This window comes from Pseudomonas sp. RIT-PI-S (assembly GCF_025642975.1).
Lineage (GTDB): Bacteria > Pseudomonadota > Gammaproteobacteria > Pseudomonadales > Pseudomonadaceae > Aquipseudomonas.
On sequence record NZ_JANZKJ010000003.1, the window covers coordinates 241,664 to 260,588 of the forward strand.

The following is an 18,925-nucleotide window of genomic DNA, read 5'->3' on the forward strand; positions in this document are numbered from 1 at the left end:
TACGCCTTGTCTGCGTCCGGATATACCCGCCATGCACAAAGAAACCGAAATCAAACTGCGCGTTAGCCGCGAGACCCTGGCCGCGCTGCGCGAGCACCCGCTGCTCAAAAAACGCAACAAAAGCGGCTGGTCTAGCCACGAGCTGTTCAACCAGTACTTCGACACCCCTGAGCGCGACCTTGCCCAGGCGCGGGTTGCACTGCGCCTGCGCCGGGACGGCGACGAGGTCATCCAGACCCTCAAGACCCGCGGCCAAAGCGTTGCTGGGCTGTCGGAACGCAACGAGTACGATTGGCCGCTGGCCAAGGCGAAACTGGACCTGAAGAAGCTCGACGACAGCTGTTGGCCCGCGTCACTGGCCGAGCTAGACAAAAAAACCATCAAACCACTGTTCACCACCGACTTCGTTCGCGAGAAAGCCGAAATCGCCTGGGGCCGCGGCAAGGCCAAGGTGGTGCTGGAAGCAGCGTTGGACCTGGGCAAGGTCACCGCCGGCAAACTCTCCGAAGAGATCTGCGAACTCGAGCTCGAACTGCGCGAAGGCGACCCCGCCGGCTTGTTGGAACTTGCCTGTGAGCTGGCCGCCAGCTTGCCGCTGATGCCTTGCGACATCAGCAAGGCCGAGCGCGGGTACCGCCTGCTCGACCAAGCCAGCTATAACTTGGCCGTCCCTGCCCCCACGCTTGAAGCCGAACAGCCACTGGACGATGCCTTCAGCGCCATCGCCTGGCATCTGCTGGGCGGCAGCCAGCGTCTGGCCGAGCAATACCGTTTCACCGGCCAATGGCGCCTGCTGCAAGACTGGGTACAGCGGCTGATCGAACTGCGGGCGCTATTGGGCAGCTTAGGCCAGGCAGCACCGCGGCCGACGACCCGCGAGCTACGTGCCAACCTGGATGCACTGCTGGAAGACTGGCGCCCGTTGCTTGAGGCTGGCCAAGAAGACGAGGACGTGCGGGCGGCAGCCCCGGAGCAGTTCATTGAAGAACTGAGCGACCCCCGCTGGGGCCACTTCTCGCTCAGCCTGTCGCGCTGGCTGTTGGAGCGCAGCTGGACGGTGGACCGTGCTAACCGTGGCAACCGCCAGGGCCTGGCCCCGCTGGCCAGCTGGCTACAGCATTTCTTCGCCGAAGAAACCGTGGCCCTGCAACTGGACCGTTACCAGCGCCAACCCGAAGACCTGGCCGAGCAATTGCCGCGCCTGGAACGGGTGCAGGTGTGGTTGCACCATGCACGCGACCTGTTGCCGATCGAAGAAGCCGACCGTCTCTATGGCGAGCTCAACAAGCTGCACGACCTGGCCAGCGCCCAGATCAGCGATGAAGTGCTGGCGGCGCGTGCCGAGCAAGCCTTGACGGTAACGCGCACCCGGGCCTGGAAGGCCCTGTCCCGCTGATCCAGCGTTCGTACATACGCGCTGACAGTTGCGGCCCCGCTTCGCGGGAACATCCGGGGTAGGATTTCCCCGCCGGGCAAGGATGCCCAAAAACACCGCAAGGACGCACCTGCATGGTTACTGTCAGCCCCGTTACTGCTAGCCACGCCGCAGATCGCCCACTCGACCTTGGCGAACTGCTTCAGGCGCTGGTTCGCCAGCAGCGAATCACCCCTACCGCCGCAGAGCTCGCGCTCGCCCACAACGGCGAAGCGCCCCACGCTCATCCCCTCGAAGTCATCGCCGCGCTCGGCACCAGCGACCTCGCCACGCCTGGCCAGCCTTTAGAGCTAGAAGCCCTTTGTATCTGGCTGGCCGATCGCCTTGGCCTGCCTTACCAACGGCTTGATCCGCTCAAGCTGGACCCGCGCCTGGCAACCAAGGCGATGTCGGCGGCTTTCGCTCGCCACCACCAGATCCTCGTGATCGCGGCAGACGATCGCTCCCTGACCGTCGCCTGCGCCCAGCCCGGGATGCGTGGGTGGGAAGCCGACCTCGCCCAGACATGCCACAAGACGATCCGCCGAGTCATGGCCAACCCCGTCGTGCTGCGGCGGCTGATCGAAGAGTTCTTCCGCCTGGCGCAGTCGGTGCGGGGCGCCTATGGCCCCGCGGGCATCACTGGCAAGCCAGAGAACTTCGAGCAACTAGTGCGCCTGCAAGGTGTCGAGGAAAGCGCGAGCAGTTATGAAGCGCCGGTGGTGCAAATCGTCGACTGGCTGTTCAAATATGCGTTCGAACAGGGGGCGAGCGACGTTCATATCGAGCCTAGGCGCGAGCACGGAGACATCCGCCTGCGTATCGACGGAATTCTGCGTGACGCCTATCAGCTTCCGGCGCAGGTCACCCTGGCGGTCATCAGCAGGCTTAAATCACTTGGCCGCATGAACGTCGCCGAAAAACGCAAACCCCAGGACGGTCGGGTGAAGACCCAGGCACCAGGCGGCGCGACCATCGAGCTGCGCCTGGCTACCTTGCCGACGGCCTTTGGCGAAAAGCTGGTGATGCGCATCTTCGATCCGGCGGTCCTTAGGCAGGGGCTGGAGGCACTTGGGCTCGACAGCGAGGACTTGCGCCGCTGGCGAGGGCTGCTTGCACGGCCTCACGGCATCATCCTGGTAACCGGGCCAACGGGCTCCGGCAAAACTACCACGCTGTATGCCAGCCTTCACCGCGTGGCCAAACGGGGCGTCAACCTCTGTACCATCGAGGACCCGATCGAGATGGTCGAACCGGCCTTCAATCAGATGCAGGTGCGGCCCGCAATCGACCTAGGCTTCGCCGAAGGCGTGCGGGCGTTGCTCCGCCAGGATCCAGACATCATCATGATTGGGGAAATTCGTGACACCGAGACCGCCACCATGGCTGTTCAGGCTGCGCTTACCGGCCACCTCGTGCTTTCTACCTTGCATACCAACGATGCACCCGGCGCGCTGACTCGCCTGCTGGAACTCGGCGTGCCTGGGTACCTGGTGAAAGCAACTCTGCTAGGCGTAATGGCCCAGCGATTGCTGCGCCTGCTATGCGACCACTGCAAGGTGGAGCAGGCGTTTGTGCCGGAGGATTGGCAGGGCCTGGCAGACGCGGCCACCGGCCCGCTTCCCAAAGCGGGCTACAAGGCGACCGGTTGCGAATTATGCGGCGGCTCGGGTTACAAAGGCCGGGCGGGGATCTACGAATTGATGGTGATGAACGCGGCGCTGGCGGCAAAGATCGATTCAACGCCGGACCTAAGCACCGTGCGGCGCCTTGCTTGTGAAAACGGCATGCGCACATTGGGGCTCGCCGCGGCACGCCTAGTGATGGCTGGTCGCACTAGCCTCGCGGAGGCTTTGCGAGTCGCCCCGGCGCAGCAGGATTAGGCCGTATCGCCGGCCTGTGTGGGGGGAACTCCGTTATGGCCAGGCCGCTCAAAGAGGTTGAACAACACACACTCGGAGTACGCTGTCATGCGCCTCAAACTCGTTGTAGCAACCCTTGCGCTGGCCTCCTTGCCGTTGGCCCCGGCTGTTGCGGATAGCTTCTGGCGCAACGTGCTGTCTTCAGGCGCGACCACTGGCTCCACATACCTGACCTCCAGGGACCACAAACTGGTGGTGGCCACTCAAGACGACGCCGGTAGTTTCGTTGCCAGCAATGGCGCGATTCGCGGCCCTTACCTGGAAGCCGCAATTGCTCAGCTGAGGGCTGAAAACCCAACCATGCAAGCCTCCGACATGGATTTGGCGAACGCCATTCTGGCGAAGAACGCTCTATAGCTTGAGTGGGGCCCCGGCCATTCGGCGAAGCCTGCGAACAACGCACAAGCCCGCGACCCTCGTGATTTCACGGGTTCGCGGGCTTGTGCCGACTCCTACAATTTACTCGCCGATTGCAGCCTTATAGCCTTCAGCGTCGAGCAGCTTGTCCAGTTCGGCGCTGTTGCTGGGCTTGAGTTTGAATAGCCAGGTTTCATAGGGGGCGGAATTGAGGGCCTCCGGGGCGTCGGCCACGCTGTCGTTCACGGCGATCACTTCGCCGCCCACGGGGGCGTAGATATCCGAAGCCGCCTTGACCGACTCCACCACCGCGATCGTGTCACTGGCTGCTACCACTTTGCCCACTTCCGGCAACTCGACGAACACCACGTCCCCTAGCGCCTCCTGGGCATGGTCAGAGATACCGACGGTAATGGTGCCGTCCGCTTCCGGGCGCGCCCATTCGTGGCTTTCAGCGTAGCGCAGGTTGTCAGGGATATTGCTCATGGGTAGTCCTCAAAAAGGTCGGTGGGATTGCCACGGTTGGCGGGTCAGATCAGAATTTTGCCGTGTCGCACGAAGGTAGGTTTCACCACGCGCACAGGGTACCACTTGCCCCGGATTTCCACTTCGGCGCGTTCCGGCGCATCACGTGGCACGCGGGCCAGAGCGATGGACTTGTTCAGCGTAGGCGAAAACCCACCGCTGGTGATTTCACCTTCTTGTTTGTCCATCCGCACTACTTGGTGGGCCCGCAATACCCCGCGCTCTTCAAGCACCAGCCCAACCAGGCGCGAAACAGGGCCGGCGGCCAGTTCCGTTTCCAGCGCTGAGCGACCATTGAATTCACGGCCAGGCGGATCAAGAGCTACTGTCCAGCCCAAGTTGGACACCCAAGGAGAGTGCGCTTCATCCAGCTCTTGCCCATACAGGTTCAAGCCAGCTTCAAGGCGTAACGTGTCGCGGGCACCAAGGCCAATTGGCGAAATACCTGCTCCCAGCAAGTCGTTGAACAGCTCGCAAACTTCTACGCCCGGCAGCAGTATTTCTATGCCGTCCTCACCGGTATAACCCGTGCGCGCGATCAGCCAACCGTTGTCTTCGCCGGCTTCGAAGGGTTTCAACCGCCGGATCAGCGCCGCTCGCGATCCACCGAGCAGCTCTGCTACCCGTTCCCGTGCCGCAGGGCCTTGAATTGCGAGGGTGGCGGTGGTCGCCTGCTCGGTAATCAGAATCTCGAAACCTTGCGCCTGCCCACATAGCCAGGTGAGATCCTTGTCACGGGTAGAGGCGTTGACTACCAGGCGGTAGCCCTGCTCGCGGCGATAGATGATCAGATCGTCGACCACGCCGCCCTCGGTGTTCAGCATGGCGCTGTAAAGCGCCTGCCCGGGGCTCGCAAGCCGGTCGATATCGTTGGCCAACAACCGCCGTAACCAGCTGTGGGCGTCGGCGCCGGCGACATCGATCACAGCCATATGGGAGACATCGAACACACCACAAGCCCGTCGCACTTCATGGTGCTCTTCGACTTGTGAACCGTAATGCAAAGGCATTTCCCAACCGCCAAAATCGACCATCTTGGCGCCTAGCGCCAGATGCTGGTCGTACAGCGGTGTGCGCAATCCCATGGGGTTCTCCTTCCCGGCGCTCCGAATGCGCCGCATTGTAGCCTTCATGCCGAGCCCTGGCACCTTGCACGCGGATCCACCGGGCCCTGCCAGCGCCGCCAGGGATGGAGAACTTGCCTAGGCCGGTGCTTCGGCAACCCTGGCGAGCTCTGGCAAATCGCCTCCCAGGCCCAATGCTTGGCGCACAAAAGCAGCCTTGGCATCGGGTAGCTCATTCACCAGTGCCAGGCCGGTATTGCGTAACCAACGCAGTGGTAGCGGGTCAGCCTGGAACAGCCGTTCGAAGCCTTCCATGGCCGCCATAAGGGCAAGGTTATGCGGCATTCGCCGCCGCTCGTAGCGGCTGAGTACGCGCACCTCTGCCAAGCGCTCGCCACGCCGCCTCGCGCGCAGCAGCTCCTCGGCGAGCACAGCAGCATCCAGCAACCCCAGGTTCACGCCCTGGCCTGCCAAGGGATGAATGGTATGAGCAGCGTCGCCAATCAGCGCCAGCCCCGGCTCTATGTAGCGCCGGGCATGCCGTTGGCGGAGCGGAATGCACAGGCGCGCATCAGCGGCCAGCACCTGCCCCAAGCGGTGCTCGAAGCGGCCGCCGAGCGCGGCACAGAAGTCAGGTGTATCCAAGGCCATCAGGCGCCTCGCTTCTTCCGGCGTGGTCGACCACACAATCGACGACCAATGCTGGCCGGGTTCACCTTGCAGCGGCAGGAAAGCCAGCGGGCCGTCATCGCCAAAACGCTGCCAGGCCGTCGCGCGGTGGCTGTGCTCGGTGCGAACGCTGGTGACGATGGCGTGGTGCAGGTAATCCCACTCGCGGGTGGCGCAACCGGCGAGCTGGCGAATGGCTGAGTTGGCGCCGTCGGCTGCGATCACCAGCGGAGCGCGAACCTGCGAACCGTCGGCCAGGCTCAGCAGGCGGTCGTCACCCGAATGACGCATCTGCTCGACCCGAGTGCCGCCCAGTAGGCGGGTATCGGCCTGGTGCAGGGCCTGAAGCAAGGCGTCCTGCACCACGCCGTTTTCAACGATGTGGCCCAGCACCTGGGCATGCACATGGGCCGCGCTGAAGTGCACCGCGCCGGTTCCGCTGCCATCCCATACCCGCATGTCGGTGTAGGGGTTCACCCGCTGCGCGCGCATGGCTTCCCATACACCCAGGCGCTGGAAGATCCGCTGGCTCGCGGCCGATAGCGCACTCACCCGAGGCTCGAACGCACTGCCCGGATTGAAGGGCCGTGGCGCAAGATCACTGCCGTCGATGAGCAGCACCTTCAGGCCATTGCCTGCCAAGGCCAGCGCCAATGTGCTACCGACCATGCCCGCGCCCACGATGGCGATATCTGCTGTGATTTCCATGGGCTGCCCGCCTTTGCCGTAATTCACCGCGCTCATCGAGCGCTCCCTGGGCCTGCGCCGCTGCCCAACCCCATGGCTTGGCGAGCAAACCAATGCCGCGCAGGAGGTAATAAGTCCAAGCCGAGCAGGCCGAGGTTGCGGCCGTGGGCAACCCATTTGCCAGGCTGGGAAAACAGCCGTGTGACCTGGTCTGAAAACCCTACGGTCCATTGCTGGTCACGCTGCTGGGCGGCCACGTAGCCACGTAGTGCCCGCAGCTCGCCTGGAGGGCTATCGCTGGCCTGCAGCGCCTGGGCCAGGGCCTGAACGTCACGCAGCGAAAGGTTGAAACCCTGGCCGGCGATAGGGTGCAAGCTATGTGCGGCATTGCCTAGGACTACGAGGTTGCTGCGCACCTGTTCGCGTGCCTCGGCCAACGCCAGCGGGTACAGGCTGCGCGCGCCTACCTGAAGCAGCGTTCCCAGGCGATAGCCGAAGCTGCGCTGCAATTGCGCCAGGAAGTCGGCGTCCGGGAGATCGCGCAAGCGCTGTGCATCAGCCGGTTTGCGCGTCCATACCAGCGCACAGCGGTTGTCCGCCAGCGGCAGCAGGGCGAGGGGACCCTCGTCGGTGAATCGCTCGAAGGCCTGGCCGCCGTGAGGTTGGTTGAAACTGACATTGGCGATGAGCGCGGTCTGGTCATACTCGCGCAGCCGCACATCGATACCAAGCTGGTCGCGCAGGCCCGAGCGCCCGCCGTCGGCGAGCACCGCCAAGGAACAGTCGAGCTGGCTGTCGTCACCCAGGGTCAGCCGGTAGCCCTCGGGATTGGCGCGCATCGCGACGACCTCGGCCGGACACCGCCAGGTGACTACGTCGGCATCCAGCGCCGCCCACAGGGATTGCCCCAGCCAGGCGTTTTCGACCACGTAGCCCAACGCCGGAACGCCTTCTTCGGCGGCGTCGAGGAGGGTCGCGCCGAAGCGGCCACGGTCAGAGACGTGGATCTGCCGGATCGGCTCGGCGCGGCGGGCAATCGCCGGCCATACGCCGAGATGCTCGTAGATCAGCCGTGTGCCATAGGACAGCGCCGAGCTGCGGGCATCGTAACTAGGCTGGTAACCGTCGCCAGGGGCAAAGGGTTCGATCAGCAGAATCCGCCAGCCGCGCTCCCGGGCCAGTGGCTGCAGTGCCAACGCCAGGCTGGCGCCCACCAGCCCGCCGCCGATGATGGCGATATCGAAGCGGCTCACGCTAGCGCTGCCCGAGCAGACGCCATTAGCGCTTCGATTTCTTCAACACCCTTGGGCACGCCGCCTGTGAGAATCTCGCAACCGTTCCGGGTCACCACCACGTCGTCTTCGATGCGCACGCCAATGCCGCGCCATTTCTTCGCGACCTGGTCGTTGTGCGGCGAAATATAGATGCCCGGTTCGACCGTAAGCGCCATGCCCGGCTCCAGCACGCGCCATTCGCCGCCAACCTTGTATTCGCCTACATCATGCACGTCCAGCCCAAGCCAGTGGCCGGCGCGGTGCATGTAAAAACCACGATGGGCCTCTGTAGCAATGAGCTCATCCACATCGCCCACCAGCAGGCCGAGACGTACAAGCCCTTCGGTAATGACCCGCACCGTGGCTTCGTGGGCGCGGTTCCAGTGCTTGCCCGGTGCGATCTCGGCGAAAGCCGCTTGCTGGGCCTGGAGCACGATCTCGTAGATGGCGCGCTGCTCCGGGGAAAATTTGCCGTTGACGGGGAAGGTGCGAGTGATGTCACTGGCATAGCAGTCGATCTCGCAGCCAGCATCGATCAGCACCAGGTCGCCATCGCGCAGCGGCGCATTGTTGTCCTGGTAATGCAGGATGCAAGTGTTACGCCCCGCAGCGACTATCGAACCATAGGCGGGCATGCGGGCCCCGCCGCGGCGGAATTCGTAATCCAACTCAGCTTCGAGGCTGTATTCATGCAGCCCAGGGCGAGCGGCCTGCATGGCCCGAACGTGTGCCCGCGCAGAGATGGCCGCGGCCTCGCGCATGACCTTCACTTCGGCGGCGGACTTATACAACCGCATGTCATGCAGCAGGTGGTCGAGGGCCACGAACTCCTTTGGAGGCTGCGCGCCGAGGTTCGCCTTGGAGCGAATCTGGTTGACCCATTCCATCAGGTGCCGATCGAACTCGGGATGGCTACCCATGGCGGTGTAGACCCGGTCCCGCCCTTCGATCAGCCCGGGCAGGATGTCGTCGATATCGTTGATAGGAAAGGCATCGTCGGCGCCGTAGTCGTTCACCGCGCCTTCCTGCCCGGCGCGCTTGCCATCCCACAGCTCGCGCAGCGGATCGCGCTCCCGGCAGAACAGCACATATTCGCCATGCTCACGCCCTGGAATCAGGGCAATCACGGCCTCGGGTTCGCCGAAGCCGCTCAGGTACTGGAAGTCGCTGTCCTGGCGATAGGTGTGTTCCACGTCGCGATTGCGGATGGTCACCGCCGCTGCAGGCAAGATGGCGATGCTGTTGGGCACCATCTCGGCCATCAGGGCCTTGCGCCGACGCGCATATTCGGACTTCGGAATCTGGACCATCGGCGCGGCTCCTTTTGCAATCAGTGCAGGGACGGCTTGGGCGCAGGCTCCACCGGCAAGGCCCGCTCCGAATACAGCAGCAACGGCGCCACGCGAAGGTATTCCATCACTTCCATGTAGTCGCTTTCGCCGTCTTCGGACTCTTCCAACGCGTCCTGCACCTGAGCGATCGCCGACAGGTCTTGCAGCACCTCCCGCGCCTCGGTGCTGAGGGCGGTGCCGCCCGCTGCTAGGCCGAAACCGGTCAAAAAGCCCTGGCACCACTGGCCCAAGGCGGCGGCCCGTTCGGCCAAAGGCAAGTCATCGCCCGGCAACAGCAGCACCACGGTAACGTCGTCGCCGGTCAGTTCAGCCTTGACCATTTCCTGCAGGCCGATCAGCGCCTGGCGCACATTGCCGTCGGCAGGAGCGCCAAGCACTTCGACAGCGTCCTCCAGCCACGGCTCGGCGTCGAAGCCGACACCGGCACAACTGCGGCCCAGCAACAGGCCGTGCAGTTCAGCGGGGGACACTGGGTAGCCGTTATCGGCGAGCAGGGTGGCAAAAGCGGTGTACGGGGAGCTTGGGTTGGGCATGGGCAGCTAGGCGCCGAGCAGCGCAATGTCTAGAATGAAGGCTTCGTATCCTACACCGGCAGGTAAGCCAAGACCATCGACGCAACCGCCGGCCCGCGTTGTGGTCTGCATTCGTTCACACCGCCCCATTACCAGGACATCGTAACCGCCCACCCATGGAACAGAACGACCTGCAAGCGCTGATGGGCAAGATCGAACTATTGATCGAACGCGTCGAGCAACTGAACCGGCAAAATGCCCTCCTCCATGCCCAGGAAAGAAGCTGGCGCGAGGAGCGTGCCCATCTGATCGAGAAAAACGAAGTCGCCCGCCGCAAGGTCGAGTCGATGATTTCGCGCCTCAAGGCCCTGGAGCAAGATTGATGAGTTCGAGCAATAGCGTGACCGTGCACATCCTCGACAAGGAATACTCGATCATTTGCCCGCCGGAAGAGCGCGGCAACCTGATCAGCGCGGCGCGCTACCTGGATGGCAAGATGCGCGAGATCCGCAGTGGCGGCAAAGTCATCGGTGCCGACCGCATCGCCGTCATGGCGGCGCTCAACATCACCCACGACCTGCTCAACCGCAAGGACACGGCCGAAGCGCAACCAAGCGGGGCAACCCGCGAACAGGTACGCAACCTGCTGGAGCGCGTGGACCTGGCGCTTGCCACTAGTCAGGTCACAACCAAGGGCTGATCCGTACATATGGTTTGGGGTATACTCGAGTCCGCTCCCTGGAGTGCGCGCCAGTCGGTCATGTCCCTGAGCCGATACGCACAACCACGGAAGTTGCACGTTGGGGCTGGTGTGCATGTCCGCTCGACGGAAAGCCTGAAAGCCTCCTGCAATCTCCACCTTGAACTTTCGGGTTCAAGGGCTACACCGACAGCGGTTCGTCGGGGAGCGCCCTTCCTTGCCCCACGCCTTGGGCTCCGTCGAAACGCGTGGAGCCTTCCAGCATGATCGAATCTTCCAACCTCAGCCGCACCCAGCTGCGCAAACGCCTGCGCGAAGCGCGTAACGCCCTTGCGCCAGCCCAACGCCGAGCCGCAGCGCGCGGCCTCTATCGCCAACTCAGCCAGCACCCGTTGTTCCGCCGCGCCCGCACCATTGCCTTGTACCTACCCAACGACGGGGAAATCGACCCTCGCCTCCTGCTCCGTTGCGCACAAAGGCGTGGCAAGCATACCTACCTTCCCGTGCTCAGCCCCTGGCCGAGAACCAAGATGGTGTTCCAACGGGTACGCGCGGGCGAACGCCTAAGGCACAACCGCTTCAAGATCGCTGAGCCGGTGACCTGTGCGCGCCGGCAACGGCGAATCTGGACGCTGGACCTGGTACTGCTGCCGCTGGTGGGCTTCGATGAACAGGGAGGGCGGCTCGGGATGGGAGGCGGCTTTTACGATCGCAGCCTGGCCTACCGGGCGCGCCGAGTGACCTGGCGCAAGCCAACGCTGCTGGGCTTGGCCCATGAATGCCAAAAGGTGGATCGGTTGCAACAAGCCAGCTGGGACGTACCCTTGCAGGGAACGGTGACGGACCGGCGCTGGTACCTGGCCTGACCTGAAATCAGCGAAGAGGGACGGCGTAAGTAGCTTCCACCGGCTCGCTCGCCTTGCGATCCCAGAGGCTTTGGGCATAACCGGTGGTGACCACGCCCAGGCCGAACAGGAATACGAGGACCCACAGCAAATCCGGTTTACGTCGCATCGTTGGCCCCCCTAAAGGCGCGCTGCTGGGTGAATACTGGCTCAAGGCCCCGCCTGGCGGGCCGCTGGCTTAAAGTGCGCGCATTCTCCGACAGCTACTCGCTACATGCAAATGTTGATTTGAACCAGCCGTCGGGATAATCAACCATGTAACATTTCCATGCTATCGAGCCCTTGAAGGACTGCCGACATGGCCTACTGGCTAATGAAATCCGAGCCCGACGAACTGTCCATCGAAAGCCTCGCCCACTTGGGCGAAGCCCGCTGGGACGGTGTGCGCAATTACCAGGCCCGCAACTTCATCCGCGCCATGCAGCCGGGCGACCAATTCTTCTTCTACCACTCCAGCTGCCCGGAACCGGGGATTGCCGGCATCGCCCGCATCCTCGGCGAGCCCTATGCCGACCCTACCGCCCTGGACCCGCAAAGCCATTACCACGACCCCAAGGCCAGCGAAAGCAAAAACCCCTGGCTGGCCTTGAATGTAGCCTGCGAACGGGTATTTCCCAAGGTGCTCAGCCTGGGCCTGCTTAAGCAACAGGCAGCGCTGGAAGACCTGGCACTGGTGAAAAAAGGAAGCCGGCTTTCGGTGATGCCAGTGACTGAAGAGCAGTGGCAGGCAGTGTTAGGGTTGGGCTCAGCTGGGTCAGTGTAATCCACAGCCAGGCGGTGCTCGGCGCGCATCAGCGCTCGCATTGCCCGCTGATCGTTGCGCCTACACCGTTGTGCTCACTGCACAATCAAATTGTTAAACAGCAAATCTTCTACAACCGGTTTCCCTTCTTCGTCATTGAGCACCTGCTGAGTTTGCTTGAGCGCTTCCTGACGCAACGCCTCTTTGGACTCGCCGCTGCTCAGCGCTTCCAGGCTTTGTTGGTTGAACAGCTGCACCATTTGGTTGCGAATCAGCGGCTCATGGTGCTTCACCGCCGCCAGGGCTTCGGGGCCGGTGACTTTGAGGGCGATATCGGCCTTGTAAACGTGCAAGCGCGGGCCGCCATCCATGCCGTAATTACCCACCAGCGGCGGGTTGAGGGAGTAATACACCACCTTGGGCGGGCCCTCCTTCGACTCGCCACCTTCGTTCGCCACGGCGGCGAAAGGAATACAGGCAGCCAGCAGTACAGCGATCCAGGGTTTCACAGGTTCGATTCCTCGTTCAGTTGCGCGGCGGGCGAGGCGGTTATAAGCCGCTATCAGGCGGCACCATCATCGTTGCCCGGCCGGGGGGCTTGCCTACACTTATCGGCCACTACCCGGAAAGGAATAGCCCATGAAAGCGTTATTGTGCAAAGCCTTTGGCCCCGCGCAAAGCCTGGTTGTCGAACAGGTGGCCGATTTGCAACCCAAGCGCAACGAGGTGGTGATCGAGGTTCACAGCGCCAGCGTGAATTTTCCGGACACGCTGATCATTGAGGGTAAGTATCAGTTCAAGCCGCCCTTCCCGTTCTCCCCGGGCGGTGAAGCTGCCGGTTTGATCACCGCGGTTGGCGAGGGCGTCAGCGCGCTGCGGCCTGGTGATCGAGTAATGGCGCTCACCGGCTGGGGCAGCTTTGCCGAGCAGGTGGCGGTTGCCGCGTATAACGTACTGCCGGTGCCGCCGGCGATGGCCTTCGATGACGCCGCCGCGTTCGCCATGACCTATGGCACCTCGATGCATGCGCTCAAGCAACGGGCGGAACTCAAGGCCGGTGAAACGCTGTTGGTGCTGGGCGCCGCTGGCGGCGTTGGCCTCGCCGCGGTGGAAATCGGCAAGGCCATGGGTGCCAGGGTGATCGCCGCTGCCAGCAGCACCGCCAAGTTGGAAGCCGCCAAGGCCGCCGGGGCAGACGAACTGATCGACTACACCACTGGCAACCTTAAGGAGCAGGTATTGAAGCTCACCGGCGGCCAGGGCGCGGATGTGATCTACGACCCCGTGGGCGGCGACGCTTTCGACGCCGCGATACGCTGCATCGCCTGGAATGGGCGATTGCTGGTGATCGGTTTTGCCAGCGGGCGAATCCCGCAGTTGCCGGCTAACCTGGCGCTGCTCAAAGGTGCAGCCGTGGTAGGCGTGTTCTGGGGGGCGTTCGCGCAGCGCCAACCCCACGATAATGCTGCTAATTTCCGGCAGCTGTTCGGCTGGTACGAGGAGGGCCGGCTGCGGCCGCATATTTCTGGCCGCTACAGCCTGGAAGATGCGCCCCAGGCGATTCAGGCGCTTGCGGATCGGCAGGTGGTGGGCAAGTTGGTCGTCCAGGTGCGGCAGGCTTAGGCGCTGTCACTCCGAGCCTGCTTTAACCCAGCATCGCTGGGCGTAGCCACTTCCGGTACGGTGCCTAGCTTCCAGGCACCAGCTCCGGCGGGATCGCGCTGGCGGGTGTAAGCGACAACGCCAGGCACCGTTTGAAGCGTGCCTCCAGGTTGCGGTCAGGCATGGCGTGTGACCGCAGCGCTTCGATGGTCTGTTCGACGTAATCCCTGCACGTGCCAGACCGGCCGCAAGCACTGGCCAGTACCTGAACTAGCAGATCGTCGGGCAGATTTCCGGCATAGGTGGGCAGGTGCCGCTCCAACACGAACCCCAGCGCCTGGATCTTGCTGCCGTCTTCAAGGCGGCAGCTGAGCCAGTGGGGGCGATACGAAGGATAGGGCATTTCTCGCTTCCACAACGCCATCAGCGAGGCCTGCAAATGTTCCTCGTGCAGGCGATAGGCGAAACCGGTGCAGGAGCCGCCCCTGTCCAACCCGAATACCAGCCCCGGATTTTGCGGAGTGCCGCGGTGCTCCTGAGACCACAAGTACAGGCCGCGATGGTAGCCGTGCACACGGGCGCGCCTGCGCTCTACGCTGTGGCACTCGGGGCGCCAGATCAGCGAGCCATAGGCGAACAGCCACACTGGCCCACCCTTGTGCAGCCGCATGGTGTCGGCCAGCGAGCAGGCAAGCTGTTCATCGCTCAGTTGCGGAGTATTGAGAACAGGCGGATAGGCTACCTGTTTAGAGGGGGCGGGTTCGATTGCCGACATACTGAAACCCCGAGTGTTACGAAATGCTTCATCGCCACTCTAACCGAAGCATGCCGGCCCGGGGCTACCGGTTATCGCGACGGCTCAAGGCCGCGGCGCATAGGCGAACACATCAGCACGCATCTGGTGGGCGTCCATACCCGCTTCGACCAAGGCATCGAGGGTGGCATAGACCATGGCTGGGGAGCCGCTGGCATAGACGTGCACCGCGGACAGGTCGGCGATGTCCTCACGCACGGCTTCATGCAACAGGCCACAGCGCCCTTCCCAACCACAAAGGTCGCTGACCACTTGGTGTAGATACAGGTTCGGCAGCTGCTTCCACTCCTCCCAGTGCTCGATCTGGTAGAAATCGCTGGGTCGGCGCACGCCCCAGTAAAGGTGTACCGGGTGCCTGAAACCCTGGGCGCGGCAGTGCTCGATCAAACTGTGCATCTGCGCCATGCCTGTACCGGCGGCGATTAGCACCAGTGGGCCCTCCGGCAGTTCAGCCAGATGAGCATCGCCATAGGGCAACTCGACTCGAGCGATGCCCTGTTGGCGAAGCTGTGCCAGCAATTTAAGGGCGCTCTCTTCACGGCCGAGGATATGCATTTCCAGGTCACGCCCGCTGTGGGGCGCCGATGCCAGAGAGAAAGCCGCTTTGTCAGCGCCGTCTCGCTCGATCAACAGGTACTGCCCCGCGTGATAACGCGGCGGCCTGCCCGCTGGCGCGCGGAGCCTGACCCGCCAAACGTCGCCGCCAACCTCGGTGCATTCGCTCACCTGGCAGGCGAAATGCTTAACCGGCAACTCACCCCGGGATAGCACGCTATCCCAGAGCAACACGCAGTCTTCCAGCGGCTCGGCCACACAGGTGTATAGCTCGCCGTGGTCGCGCACCTGCCCTTCCTGCTGCACACGCCCCTCCACCAGGAGGGCGGTGCACACATGGCAATTGCCGTTGCGGCAACTGTGCGGGCAGTCATAACCTAACCGCCGGGCTGCATCGAGAATCTTCTCGCCGGGCTGCACATCCAGTACCGCGCCCGAAGGTTGCAAGGTTACGCGCATCAGTCTATTCCCAGCTGGTTCCAGAGTTCATCCACGCGGCGGGTGATGGCCGGGTCGCGTTCAATCACGCGGCCCCACTCGCGGGTGGTTTCGCCAGGCCACTTGTGGGTGGCATCCAGCCCCATTTTCGAGCCCAGCCCAGACACCGGCGAGGCAAAATCCAGGTAGTCGATCGGCGTGTTGTCGATCATCACGGTGTCCCGCTTGGGGTCCATACGGGTAGTCACCGCCCAGATGACATCGTTCCAATCCCGGGCGTTGATGTCATCGTCGGTAACGATCACGAACTTCGTATACATGAACTGCCGCAGGAACGACCAGACCCCAAGCATCACCCGCTTGGCATGCCCTGGGTACTGTTTCTTGATAGTGACCACGGCCATGCGGTAGGAGCACCCCTCCGGCGGGAGATAGAAATCGATGATTTCCGGAAACTGCTTCTGCAAGATGGGAACGAACACCTCGTTCAAGGCTACGCCAAGGATCGCCGGCTCATCCGGTGGCCGGCCGGTGTAGGTGCTGTGGTAGATAGGCTTGGTGCGGTGGGTGATGCGCTCCACCGTGAACACCGGGAAACGGTCCACTTCGTTGTAGTACCCGGTGTGGTCGCCGTAGGGCCCCTCGTCCGCCAGCTCGCCAGGGTGGATAACCCCTTCGAGCACGATCTCGGCACTGGCCGGAACTTGTAGCGCGTTGCCGCGGCACTTCACCAGTTCAGTACGGTGGCCGCGCAGCAGGCCGGCAAAGGCATATTCGGAGAGCGAATCCGGCACGGGGGTTACCGCACCGAGGATAGTGGCCGGGTCCGCGCCAAGGGCGACCGCCACGGGGAAAGGCTGGCCGGGGTGCTTCTCGCACCATTCACGGTAATCCAGTGCACCGCCACGGTGGCTTAGCCAGCGCATGATGACCTTGTTACGGCCAATCACCTGTTGGCGATAGATGCCCAGGTTCTGCCGATCCTTGTTCGGCCCGCGGGTCACCGTCAGCCCCCAGGTGATCAGCGGGGCCACATCGCCCGGCCAACAGTGCTGGATCGGCAAACGAGAAAGGTCGACGTCATCACCCTCGAGCACCACTTCCTGGCAGGGGGCATCCTTGAGCACCTTCGGCGCCATGGAGATGATTTTTTTGAAAATCGGCAGCTTGGACCAGGCGTCCTTGAGCCCTTTGGGTGGCTCCGGCTCCTTGAGAAAAGCCAGCAGCTTGCCGATCTCGCGTAGCTCGCTCACGTCTTCGGCGCCCATGCCCAGGGCTACCCGCCCTGGCGTGCCGAACAGATTGCCCAGCACGGGGATGTCAAAACCGGTCGGCCGCTCGAACAGCAACGCGGGGCCTTGCTTGCGCAGAGTGCGGTCGCAGATTTCAGTCATTTCCAGCACCGGCGAAACCGGCACCGCGATGCGTTTCAACTCGCCGCGCCATTCCAGCTGCTGCACGAAGTCTCGCAGATCCTTGAATTCCATCGCCCAAGTCACAAGTGGAAAAACAGACGCCTAGCTTACCTGCTCCGCCTCGCCCGTGCCCAACTGCGCGCAGGCCAGCAGATGCTCTATCACAACCGACTGCCTCGCCGGGCACGTGGCCAGGCCCAGAATCGCCTTCGGCTGCTCCAATGCAAGTTCGCGGAACACAAGGCCAGGCCGCTGCATCCTTTGCATCGAGGCAGGAACGATCGCGATCCCCATACCAGCGGACACCAGGTTCACTGCCGAGGAAACCTGCGGGGCCTGCTGGTGAATGCTGGGGTTGAATCCCCGACGTCGACATTCGGCGACTATATCGGCGCTCAGGCCGTACCCGGATTTGCGTGAATAGAGCACGAAGCGTTCGTCGCGCAGGTCTTCAAGGCGCAAGCGCTTTCTGCGGACAAGCCGATGGCTGCTGGGGAGGACGACCATGAGTGGTTCCTCGCTCAAAACCTGAAGGGCGATGTCGCCAGTACTGGCAAACGGCGGCCGTACGATCGCGGCATCCAGCTCGCCTCGGCTCAGCCGTTTGATAAGGGTTTCACTGTTGCCTTCCAGCAGTGTGATCCCTACCTCCGGGTATTGTTGTTGATAACGGCTTATCAGCGACGTCACCACCTCATTGAACGAGGCCGACTCGGTAAAACCGAGCGTCAGCGTGCCAAGCTCACCGCCCGCCGCCCTCAGGGCGTCTTTTTTGGCAGCCTCGACGCGGGCCAGGATGTCCAGCGCCGAGGTCAGGAATACCGCCCCTGCATCACTGAGCACGATGCCCCGCCCCTGCCGGAGGAACAGCGGCGTGCCGATTTCCTCTTCCAGCGCGCGGATCTGCTGCCCTAACGGCGGCTGTGCGATGTGAAGGGCCTGGGCCGCCTTGGTAAAGCTTTGCGCTTGTGCCGTGGCGACGAAGTACCGTAAGTGTCGAAGCTCCATAGAACTTTAAACATTCCAATATCGAATATTTAGAATATTAGACATCTCTTCCGACGCCCGCCAAGCTTTCTGCTTGGTCAACCTGTAGGTCTGAGGGGCGTTATGAACACCACGACAAAATTACGCAAACTGCTCGCGACCGGTACCAGCCTGGTAGCTCCCGGCGCCTATGATGGGCTCTCGGCGCGCCTGGTGGAGCTGGCCGGCTTCCAGGCGATTTATGCCAGCGGCGGCGCGATCGCCCGCTCGACCGCGCTGCCGGATATCGGCTTGCTGAGTTTCAGCGAAGTGCTGGAACGCATCGAGAAGATCGTCGATGCCACCCCGCTCCCAGTGATTGCAGACGCCGACACCGGTTTTGGCGGCGGCCCCAACGTTGAGCGAACCGTGCGTGCATTCGAGCGCGCAGGTGTGGCGGCGCTGCATCTGGAAGACCAAACGTTTCCGAAACGCTGCGGGCACCTGAACGATAAAACGTTGATCGACGCCGCTGAGATGTGCACCAAGATCCGCATCGCCCGCCAGGCCTTACGCGACCCGGACTTCGTATTGATTGCGCGCACTGATGCTATTGCGGTCGAAGGCTTCGAGGCCGCGCTGTCCCGTGCCCAGGCCTATATCGACGCCGGCGCGGATATGATCTTCGTGGAAGCCCCGGAAACCCTGGCGCAAATCCAGGAAATCGCCCGTCGCCTGCCCGGCCCGAAGTTGATGAACATGTTCTACGGCGGCAAAACACCGATGGTGCCTGTCCAGGAACTTGCGTCGATGGGCTACCAACTGGTGATCATTCCGTCGGATCTACAACGCGCTGCGATTCATGCGATGCAACAGACCCTGGCGCAGATCGCACGCACGGGTGACAGCGAAGCGCTGGCCAGCCAGCTCACCAGCTTCAATGAGCGCGAAATGATCGTGCGAACCAGCCGGTACCTGGCCCTGGAAAAAAGCTGAGGCACCTTTGCGCAGT

The 18,925-nt window shown here is 62.9% G+C and carries 21 protein-coding genes and 1 other RNA gene; 10 read left to right on the forward strand and 12 right to left on the reverse strand.

Going from position 1 to position 18,925, the window contains the following annotated elements:
• Nucleotides 1-31 precede the first annotated feature (31 nt).
• The 3 genes from OGL93_RS07120 (at nucleotide 32) to OGL93_RS07130 (ending at nucleotide 3,693) form a co-directional block, all read left to right on the forward strand.
• The gene (locus tag OGL93_RS07120; protein ID WP_263261780.1) at nucleotides 32-1,396 is read left to right on the forward strand and encodes a CYTH domain-containing protein; all 1,365 of its coding nucleotides are present in this window, start codon (nucleotides 32-34) and stop codon (nucleotides 1,394-1,396) included.
• A 113-nt stretch (nucleotides 1,397-1,509) separates the two neighbouring features.
• Nucleotides 1,510-3,297 (forward strand): GspE/PulE family protein, encoded by a 1,788-nt coding sequence (locus OGL93_RS07125; protein WP_263261782.1) that lies wholly within the window; start codon nucleotides 1,510-1,512, stop codon nucleotides 3,295-3,297.
• Between the two features lie 87 nt (nucleotides 3,298-3,384).
• On the forward strand, nucleotides 3,385-3,693 hold the full coding sequence (locus tag OGL93_RS07130; RefSeq protein WP_263261783.1) for a DUF2388 domain-containing protein: 309 nt from the start codon (nucleotides 3,385-3,387) through the stop codon (nucleotides 3,691-3,693).
• 102 nt (nucleotides 3,694-3,795) lie between these two features.
• Here the strand turns inward: OGL93_RS07130 and gcvH are convergent, their stop codons facing one another.
• The 6 genes from gcvH to OGL93_RS07160 all read right to left on the reverse strand — a co-directional run bounded on the left by gcvH (nucleotide 3,796) and on the right by OGL93_RS07160 (nucleotide 9,797).
• Nucleotides 3,796-4,179: a glycine cleavage system protein GcvH gene (gene gcvH / locus OGL93_RS07135; protein ID WP_263261785.1), complete on the reverse strand. Its 384-nt coding sequence runs from the start codon at nucleotides 4,177-4,179 to the stop codon at nucleotides 3,796-3,798.
• 44 nt (nucleotides 4,180-4,223) lie between these two features.
• Nucleotides 4,224-5,303: a glycine cleavage system aminomethyltransferase GcvT gene (gene gcvT / locus OGL93_RS07140; protein ID WP_263261787.1), complete on the reverse strand. Its 1,080-nt coding sequence runs from the start codon at nucleotides 5,301-5,303 to the stop codon at nucleotides 4,224-4,226.
• Between the two features lie 117 nt (nucleotides 5,304-5,420).
• Nucleotides 5,421-6,659 carry a 2-octaprenyl-3-methyl-6-methoxy-1,4-benzoquinol hydroxylase gene (locus OGL93_RS07145; protein ID WP_263261953.1) on the reverse strand — a complete coding sequence of 413 codons (1,239 nt, stop codon included), beginning with the start codon at nucleotides 6,657-6,659 and terminating at the stop codon, nucleotides 5,421-5,423.
• Between the two features lie 32 nt (nucleotides 6,660-6,691).
• Entirely contained in the window at nucleotides 6,692-7,891 is a 1,200-nt protein-coding gene (ubiH, locus tag OGL93_RS07150; protein ID WP_263261789.1) for a 2-octaprenyl-6-methoxyphenyl hydroxylase, read from the reverse strand.
• The gene (gene pepP / locus OGL93_RS07155; RefSeq protein WP_263261791.1) at nucleotides 7,888-9,222 is read right to left on the reverse strand and encodes a Xaa-Pro aminopeptidase; all 1,335 of its coding nucleotides are present in this window, start codon (nucleotides 9,220-9,222) and stop codon (nucleotides 7,888-7,890) included. The genes ubiH and pepP overlap by 4 nt, the downstream gene beginning before the upstream one ends.
• A 20-nt stretch (nucleotides 9,223-9,242) precedes the next feature.
• Complete coding sequence (locus OGL93_RS07160) at nucleotides 9,243-9,797, reverse strand: YecA family protein (RefSeq protein WP_263261793.1); 555 nt, start codon at nucleotides 9,795-9,797, stop codon at nucleotides 9,243-9,245.
• Between the two features lie 155 nt (nucleotides 9,798-9,952).
• Here OGL93_RS07160 and OGL93_RS07165 point away from each other — a divergent pair, with 155 nt between their 5' ends.
• The 4 genes from OGL93_RS07165 to OGL93_RS07180 all read left to right on the forward strand — a co-directional run bounded on the left by OGL93_RS07165 (nucleotide 9,953) and on the right by OGL93_RS07180 (nucleotide 11,342).
• Nucleotides 9,953-10,159 carry a TIGR02449 family protein gene (locus tag OGL93_RS07165; RefSeq protein WP_263261795.1) on the forward strand — a complete coding sequence of 69 codons (207 nt, stop codon included), beginning with the start codon at nucleotides 9,953-9,955 and terminating at the stop codon, nucleotides 10,157-10,159.
• Entirely contained in the window at nucleotides 10,159-10,476 is a 318-nt protein-coding gene (locus OGL93_RS07170) for a cell division protein ZapA (protein ID WP_263261797.1), read from the forward strand. The genes OGL93_RS07165 and OGL93_RS07170 overlap by 1 nt, the downstream gene beginning before the upstream one ends.
• A 32-nt stretch (nucleotides 10,477-10,508) precedes the next feature.
• Nucleotides 10,509-10,687, forward strand: a non-coding RNA gene (gene ssrS / locus OGL93_RS07175) — 6S RNA.
• A gap of 52 nt (nucleotides 10,688-10,739) precedes the next feature.
• A complete protein-coding gene (locus OGL93_RS07180) occupies nucleotides 10,740-11,342 on the forward strand; it encodes a 5-formyltetrahydrofolate cyclo-ligase (RefSeq protein WP_263261798.1) in 603 nt (200 codons plus the stop codon).
• 7 nt (nucleotides 11,343-11,349) lie between these two features.
• Here the strand turns inward: OGL93_RS07180 and OGL93_RS07185 are convergent, their stop codons facing one another.
• On the reverse strand, nucleotides 11,350-11,490 hold the full coding sequence (locus OGL93_RS07185; RefSeq protein WP_263261799.1) for a hypothetical protein: 141 nt from the start codon (nucleotides 11,488-11,490) through the stop codon (nucleotides 11,350-11,352).
• Nucleotides 11,491-11,679: 189 nt separating this feature from the next.
• Here OGL93_RS07185 and OGL93_RS07190 point away from each other — a divergent pair, with 189 nt between their 5' ends.
• A complete protein-coding gene (locus tag OGL93_RS07190; RefSeq protein WP_263261800.1) occupies nucleotides 11,680-12,144 on the forward strand; it encodes an EVE domain-containing protein in 465 nt (154 codons plus the stop codon).
• A 74-nt stretch (nucleotides 12,145-12,218) separates the two neighbouring features.
• On the opposite strand, the gene OGL93_RS07195 is transcribed toward OGL93_RS07190, so the two are convergent.
• Entirely contained in the window at nucleotides 12,219-12,632 is a 414-nt protein-coding gene (locus OGL93_RS07195) for a flagellar basal body-associated protein FliL (RefSeq protein ID WP_263261801.1), read from the reverse strand.
• A 130-nt stretch (nucleotides 12,633-12,762) separates the two neighbouring features.
• Between OGL93_RS07195 and OGL93_RS07200 the strand changes: the two genes are divergently transcribed.
• A complete protein-coding gene (locus tag OGL93_RS07200) occupies nucleotides 12,763-13,746 on the forward strand; it encodes an NADPH:quinone oxidoreductase family protein (RefSeq protein ID WP_263261802.1) in 984 nt (327 codons plus the stop codon).
• Nucleotides 13,747-13,810: 64 nt separating this feature from the next.
• Here the strand turns inward: OGL93_RS07200 and OGL93_RS07205 are convergent, their stop codons facing one another.
• From OGL93_RS07205 to OGL93_RS07220, 4 genes are all read right to left on the reverse strand, one after another.
• A complete protein-coding gene (locus tag OGL93_RS07205) occupies nucleotides 13,811-14,500 on the reverse strand; it encodes a gamma-glutamylcyclotransferase (RefSeq protein ID WP_263261804.1) in 690 nt (229 codons plus the stop codon).
• An 84-nt stretch (nucleotides 14,501-14,584) separates the two neighbouring features.
• Nucleotides 14,585-15,553 (reverse strand): CDP-6-deoxy-delta-3,4-glucoseen reductase, encoded by a 969-nt coding sequence (locus OGL93_RS07210; protein ID WP_263261806.1) that lies wholly within the window; start codon nucleotides 15,551-15,553, stop codon nucleotides 14,585-14,587.
• A complete protein-coding gene (gene ubiD, locus OGL93_RS07215) occupies nucleotides 15,553-17,019 on the reverse strand; it encodes a 4-hydroxy-3-polyprenylbenzoate decarboxylase (protein WP_263261808.1) in 1,467 nt (488 codons plus the stop codon). The genes OGL93_RS07210 and ubiD overlap by 1 nt, the downstream gene beginning before the upstream one ends.
• A 30-nt stretch (nucleotides 17,020-17,049) precedes the next feature.
• Nucleotides 17,050-17,955 carry a LysR family transcriptional regulator gene (locus OGL93_RS07220; RefSeq protein ID WP_263261810.1) on the reverse strand — a complete coding sequence of 302 codons (906 nt, stop codon included), beginning with the start codon at nucleotides 17,953-17,955 and terminating at the stop codon, nucleotides 17,050-17,052.
• Nucleotides 17,956-18,057: 102 nt separating this feature from the next.
• On the opposite strand from OGL93_RS07220, the gene OGL93_RS07225 reads away from it, so the two are divergent.
• Nucleotides 18,058-18,909, forward strand: a complete 852-nt coding sequence (locus tag OGL93_RS07225) for an oxaloacetate decarboxylase (protein WP_263261811.1) — start codon at nucleotides 18,058-18,060, stop codon at nucleotides 18,907-18,909.
• The last annotated feature ends 16 nt before the right edge of the window (nucleotides 18,910-18,925 follow it).

Coding starts and splice junctions, on each gene's coding strand:
- OGL93_RS07160 (WP_263261793.1), bottom strand. CDS start 9,797: ATGCCCAACCCAAGCTCCCCGTACACCGCTTTTGCCACCCTGCTCGCC.
- OGL93_RS07190 (WP_263261800.1), top strand. CDS start 11,680: ATGGCCTACTGGCTAATGAAATCCGAGCCCGACGAACTGTCCATCGAA.
- gcvT (WP_263261787.1), bottom strand. CDS start 5,303: ATGGGATTGCGCACACCGCTGTACGACCAGCATCTGGCGCTAGGCGCC.
- gcvH (WP_263261785.1), bottom strand. CDS start 4,179: ATGAGCAATATCCCTGACAACCTGCGCTACGCTGAAAGCCACGAATGG.
- OGL93_RS07165 (WP_263261795.1), top strand. CDS start 9,953: ATGGAACAGAACGACCTGCAAGCGCTGATGGGCAAGATCGAACTATTG.
- OGL93_RS07200 (WP_263261802.1), top strand. CDS start 12,763: ATGAAAGCGTTATTGTGCAAAGCCTTTGGCCCCGCGCAAAGCCTGGTT.
- OGL93_RS07130 (WP_263261783.1), top strand. CDS start 3,385: ATGCGCCTCAAACTCGTTGTAGCAACCCTTGCGCTGGCCTCCTTGCCG.
- OGL93_RS07145 (WP_263261953.1), bottom strand. CDS start 6,659: ATGGAAATCACAGCAGATATCGCCATCGTGGGCGCGGGCATGGTCGGT.
- OGL93_RS07170 (WP_263261797.1), top strand. CDS start 10,159: ATGAGTTCGAGCAATAGCGTGACCGTGCACATCCTCGACAAGGAATAC.
- OGL93_RS07125 (WP_263261782.1), top strand. CDS start 1,510: ATGGTTACTGTCAGCCCCGTTACTGCTAGCCACGCCGCAGATCGCCCA.
- ubiD (WP_263261808.1), bottom strand. CDS start 17,019: ATGGAATTCAAGGATCTGCGAGACTTCGTGCAGCAGCTGGAATGGCGC.
- OGL93_RS07205 (WP_263261804.1), bottom strand. CDS start 14,500: ATGTCGGCAATCGAACCCGCCCCCTCTAAACAGGTAGCCTATCCGCCT.
- pepP (WP_263261791.1), bottom strand. CDS start 9,222: ATGGTCCAGATTCCGAAGTCCGAATATGCGCGTCGGCGCAAGGCCCTG.
- OGL93_RS07185 (WP_263261799.1), bottom strand. CDS start 11,490: ATGCGACGTAAACCGGATTTGCTGTGGGTCCTCGTATTCCTGTTCGGC.
- OGL93_RS07210 (WP_263261806.1), bottom strand. CDS start 15,553: ATGCGCGTAACCTTGCAACCTTCGGGCGCGGTACTGGATGTGCAGCCC.
- OGL93_RS07180 (WP_263261798.1), top strand. CDS start 10,740: ATGATCGAATCTTCCAACCTCAGCCGCACCCAGCTGCGCAAACGCCTG.
- OGL93_RS07120 (WP_263261780.1), top strand. CDS start 32: ATGCACAAAGAAACCGAAATCAAACTGCGCGTTAGCCGCGAGACCCTG.
- OGL93_RS07225 (WP_263261811.1), top strand. CDS start 18,058: ATGAACACCACGACAAAATTACGCAAACTGCTCGCGACCGGTACCAGC.
- OGL93_RS07220 (WP_263261810.1), bottom strand. CDS start 17,955: ATGGAGCTTCGACACTTACGGTACTTCGTCGCCACGGCACAAGCGCAA.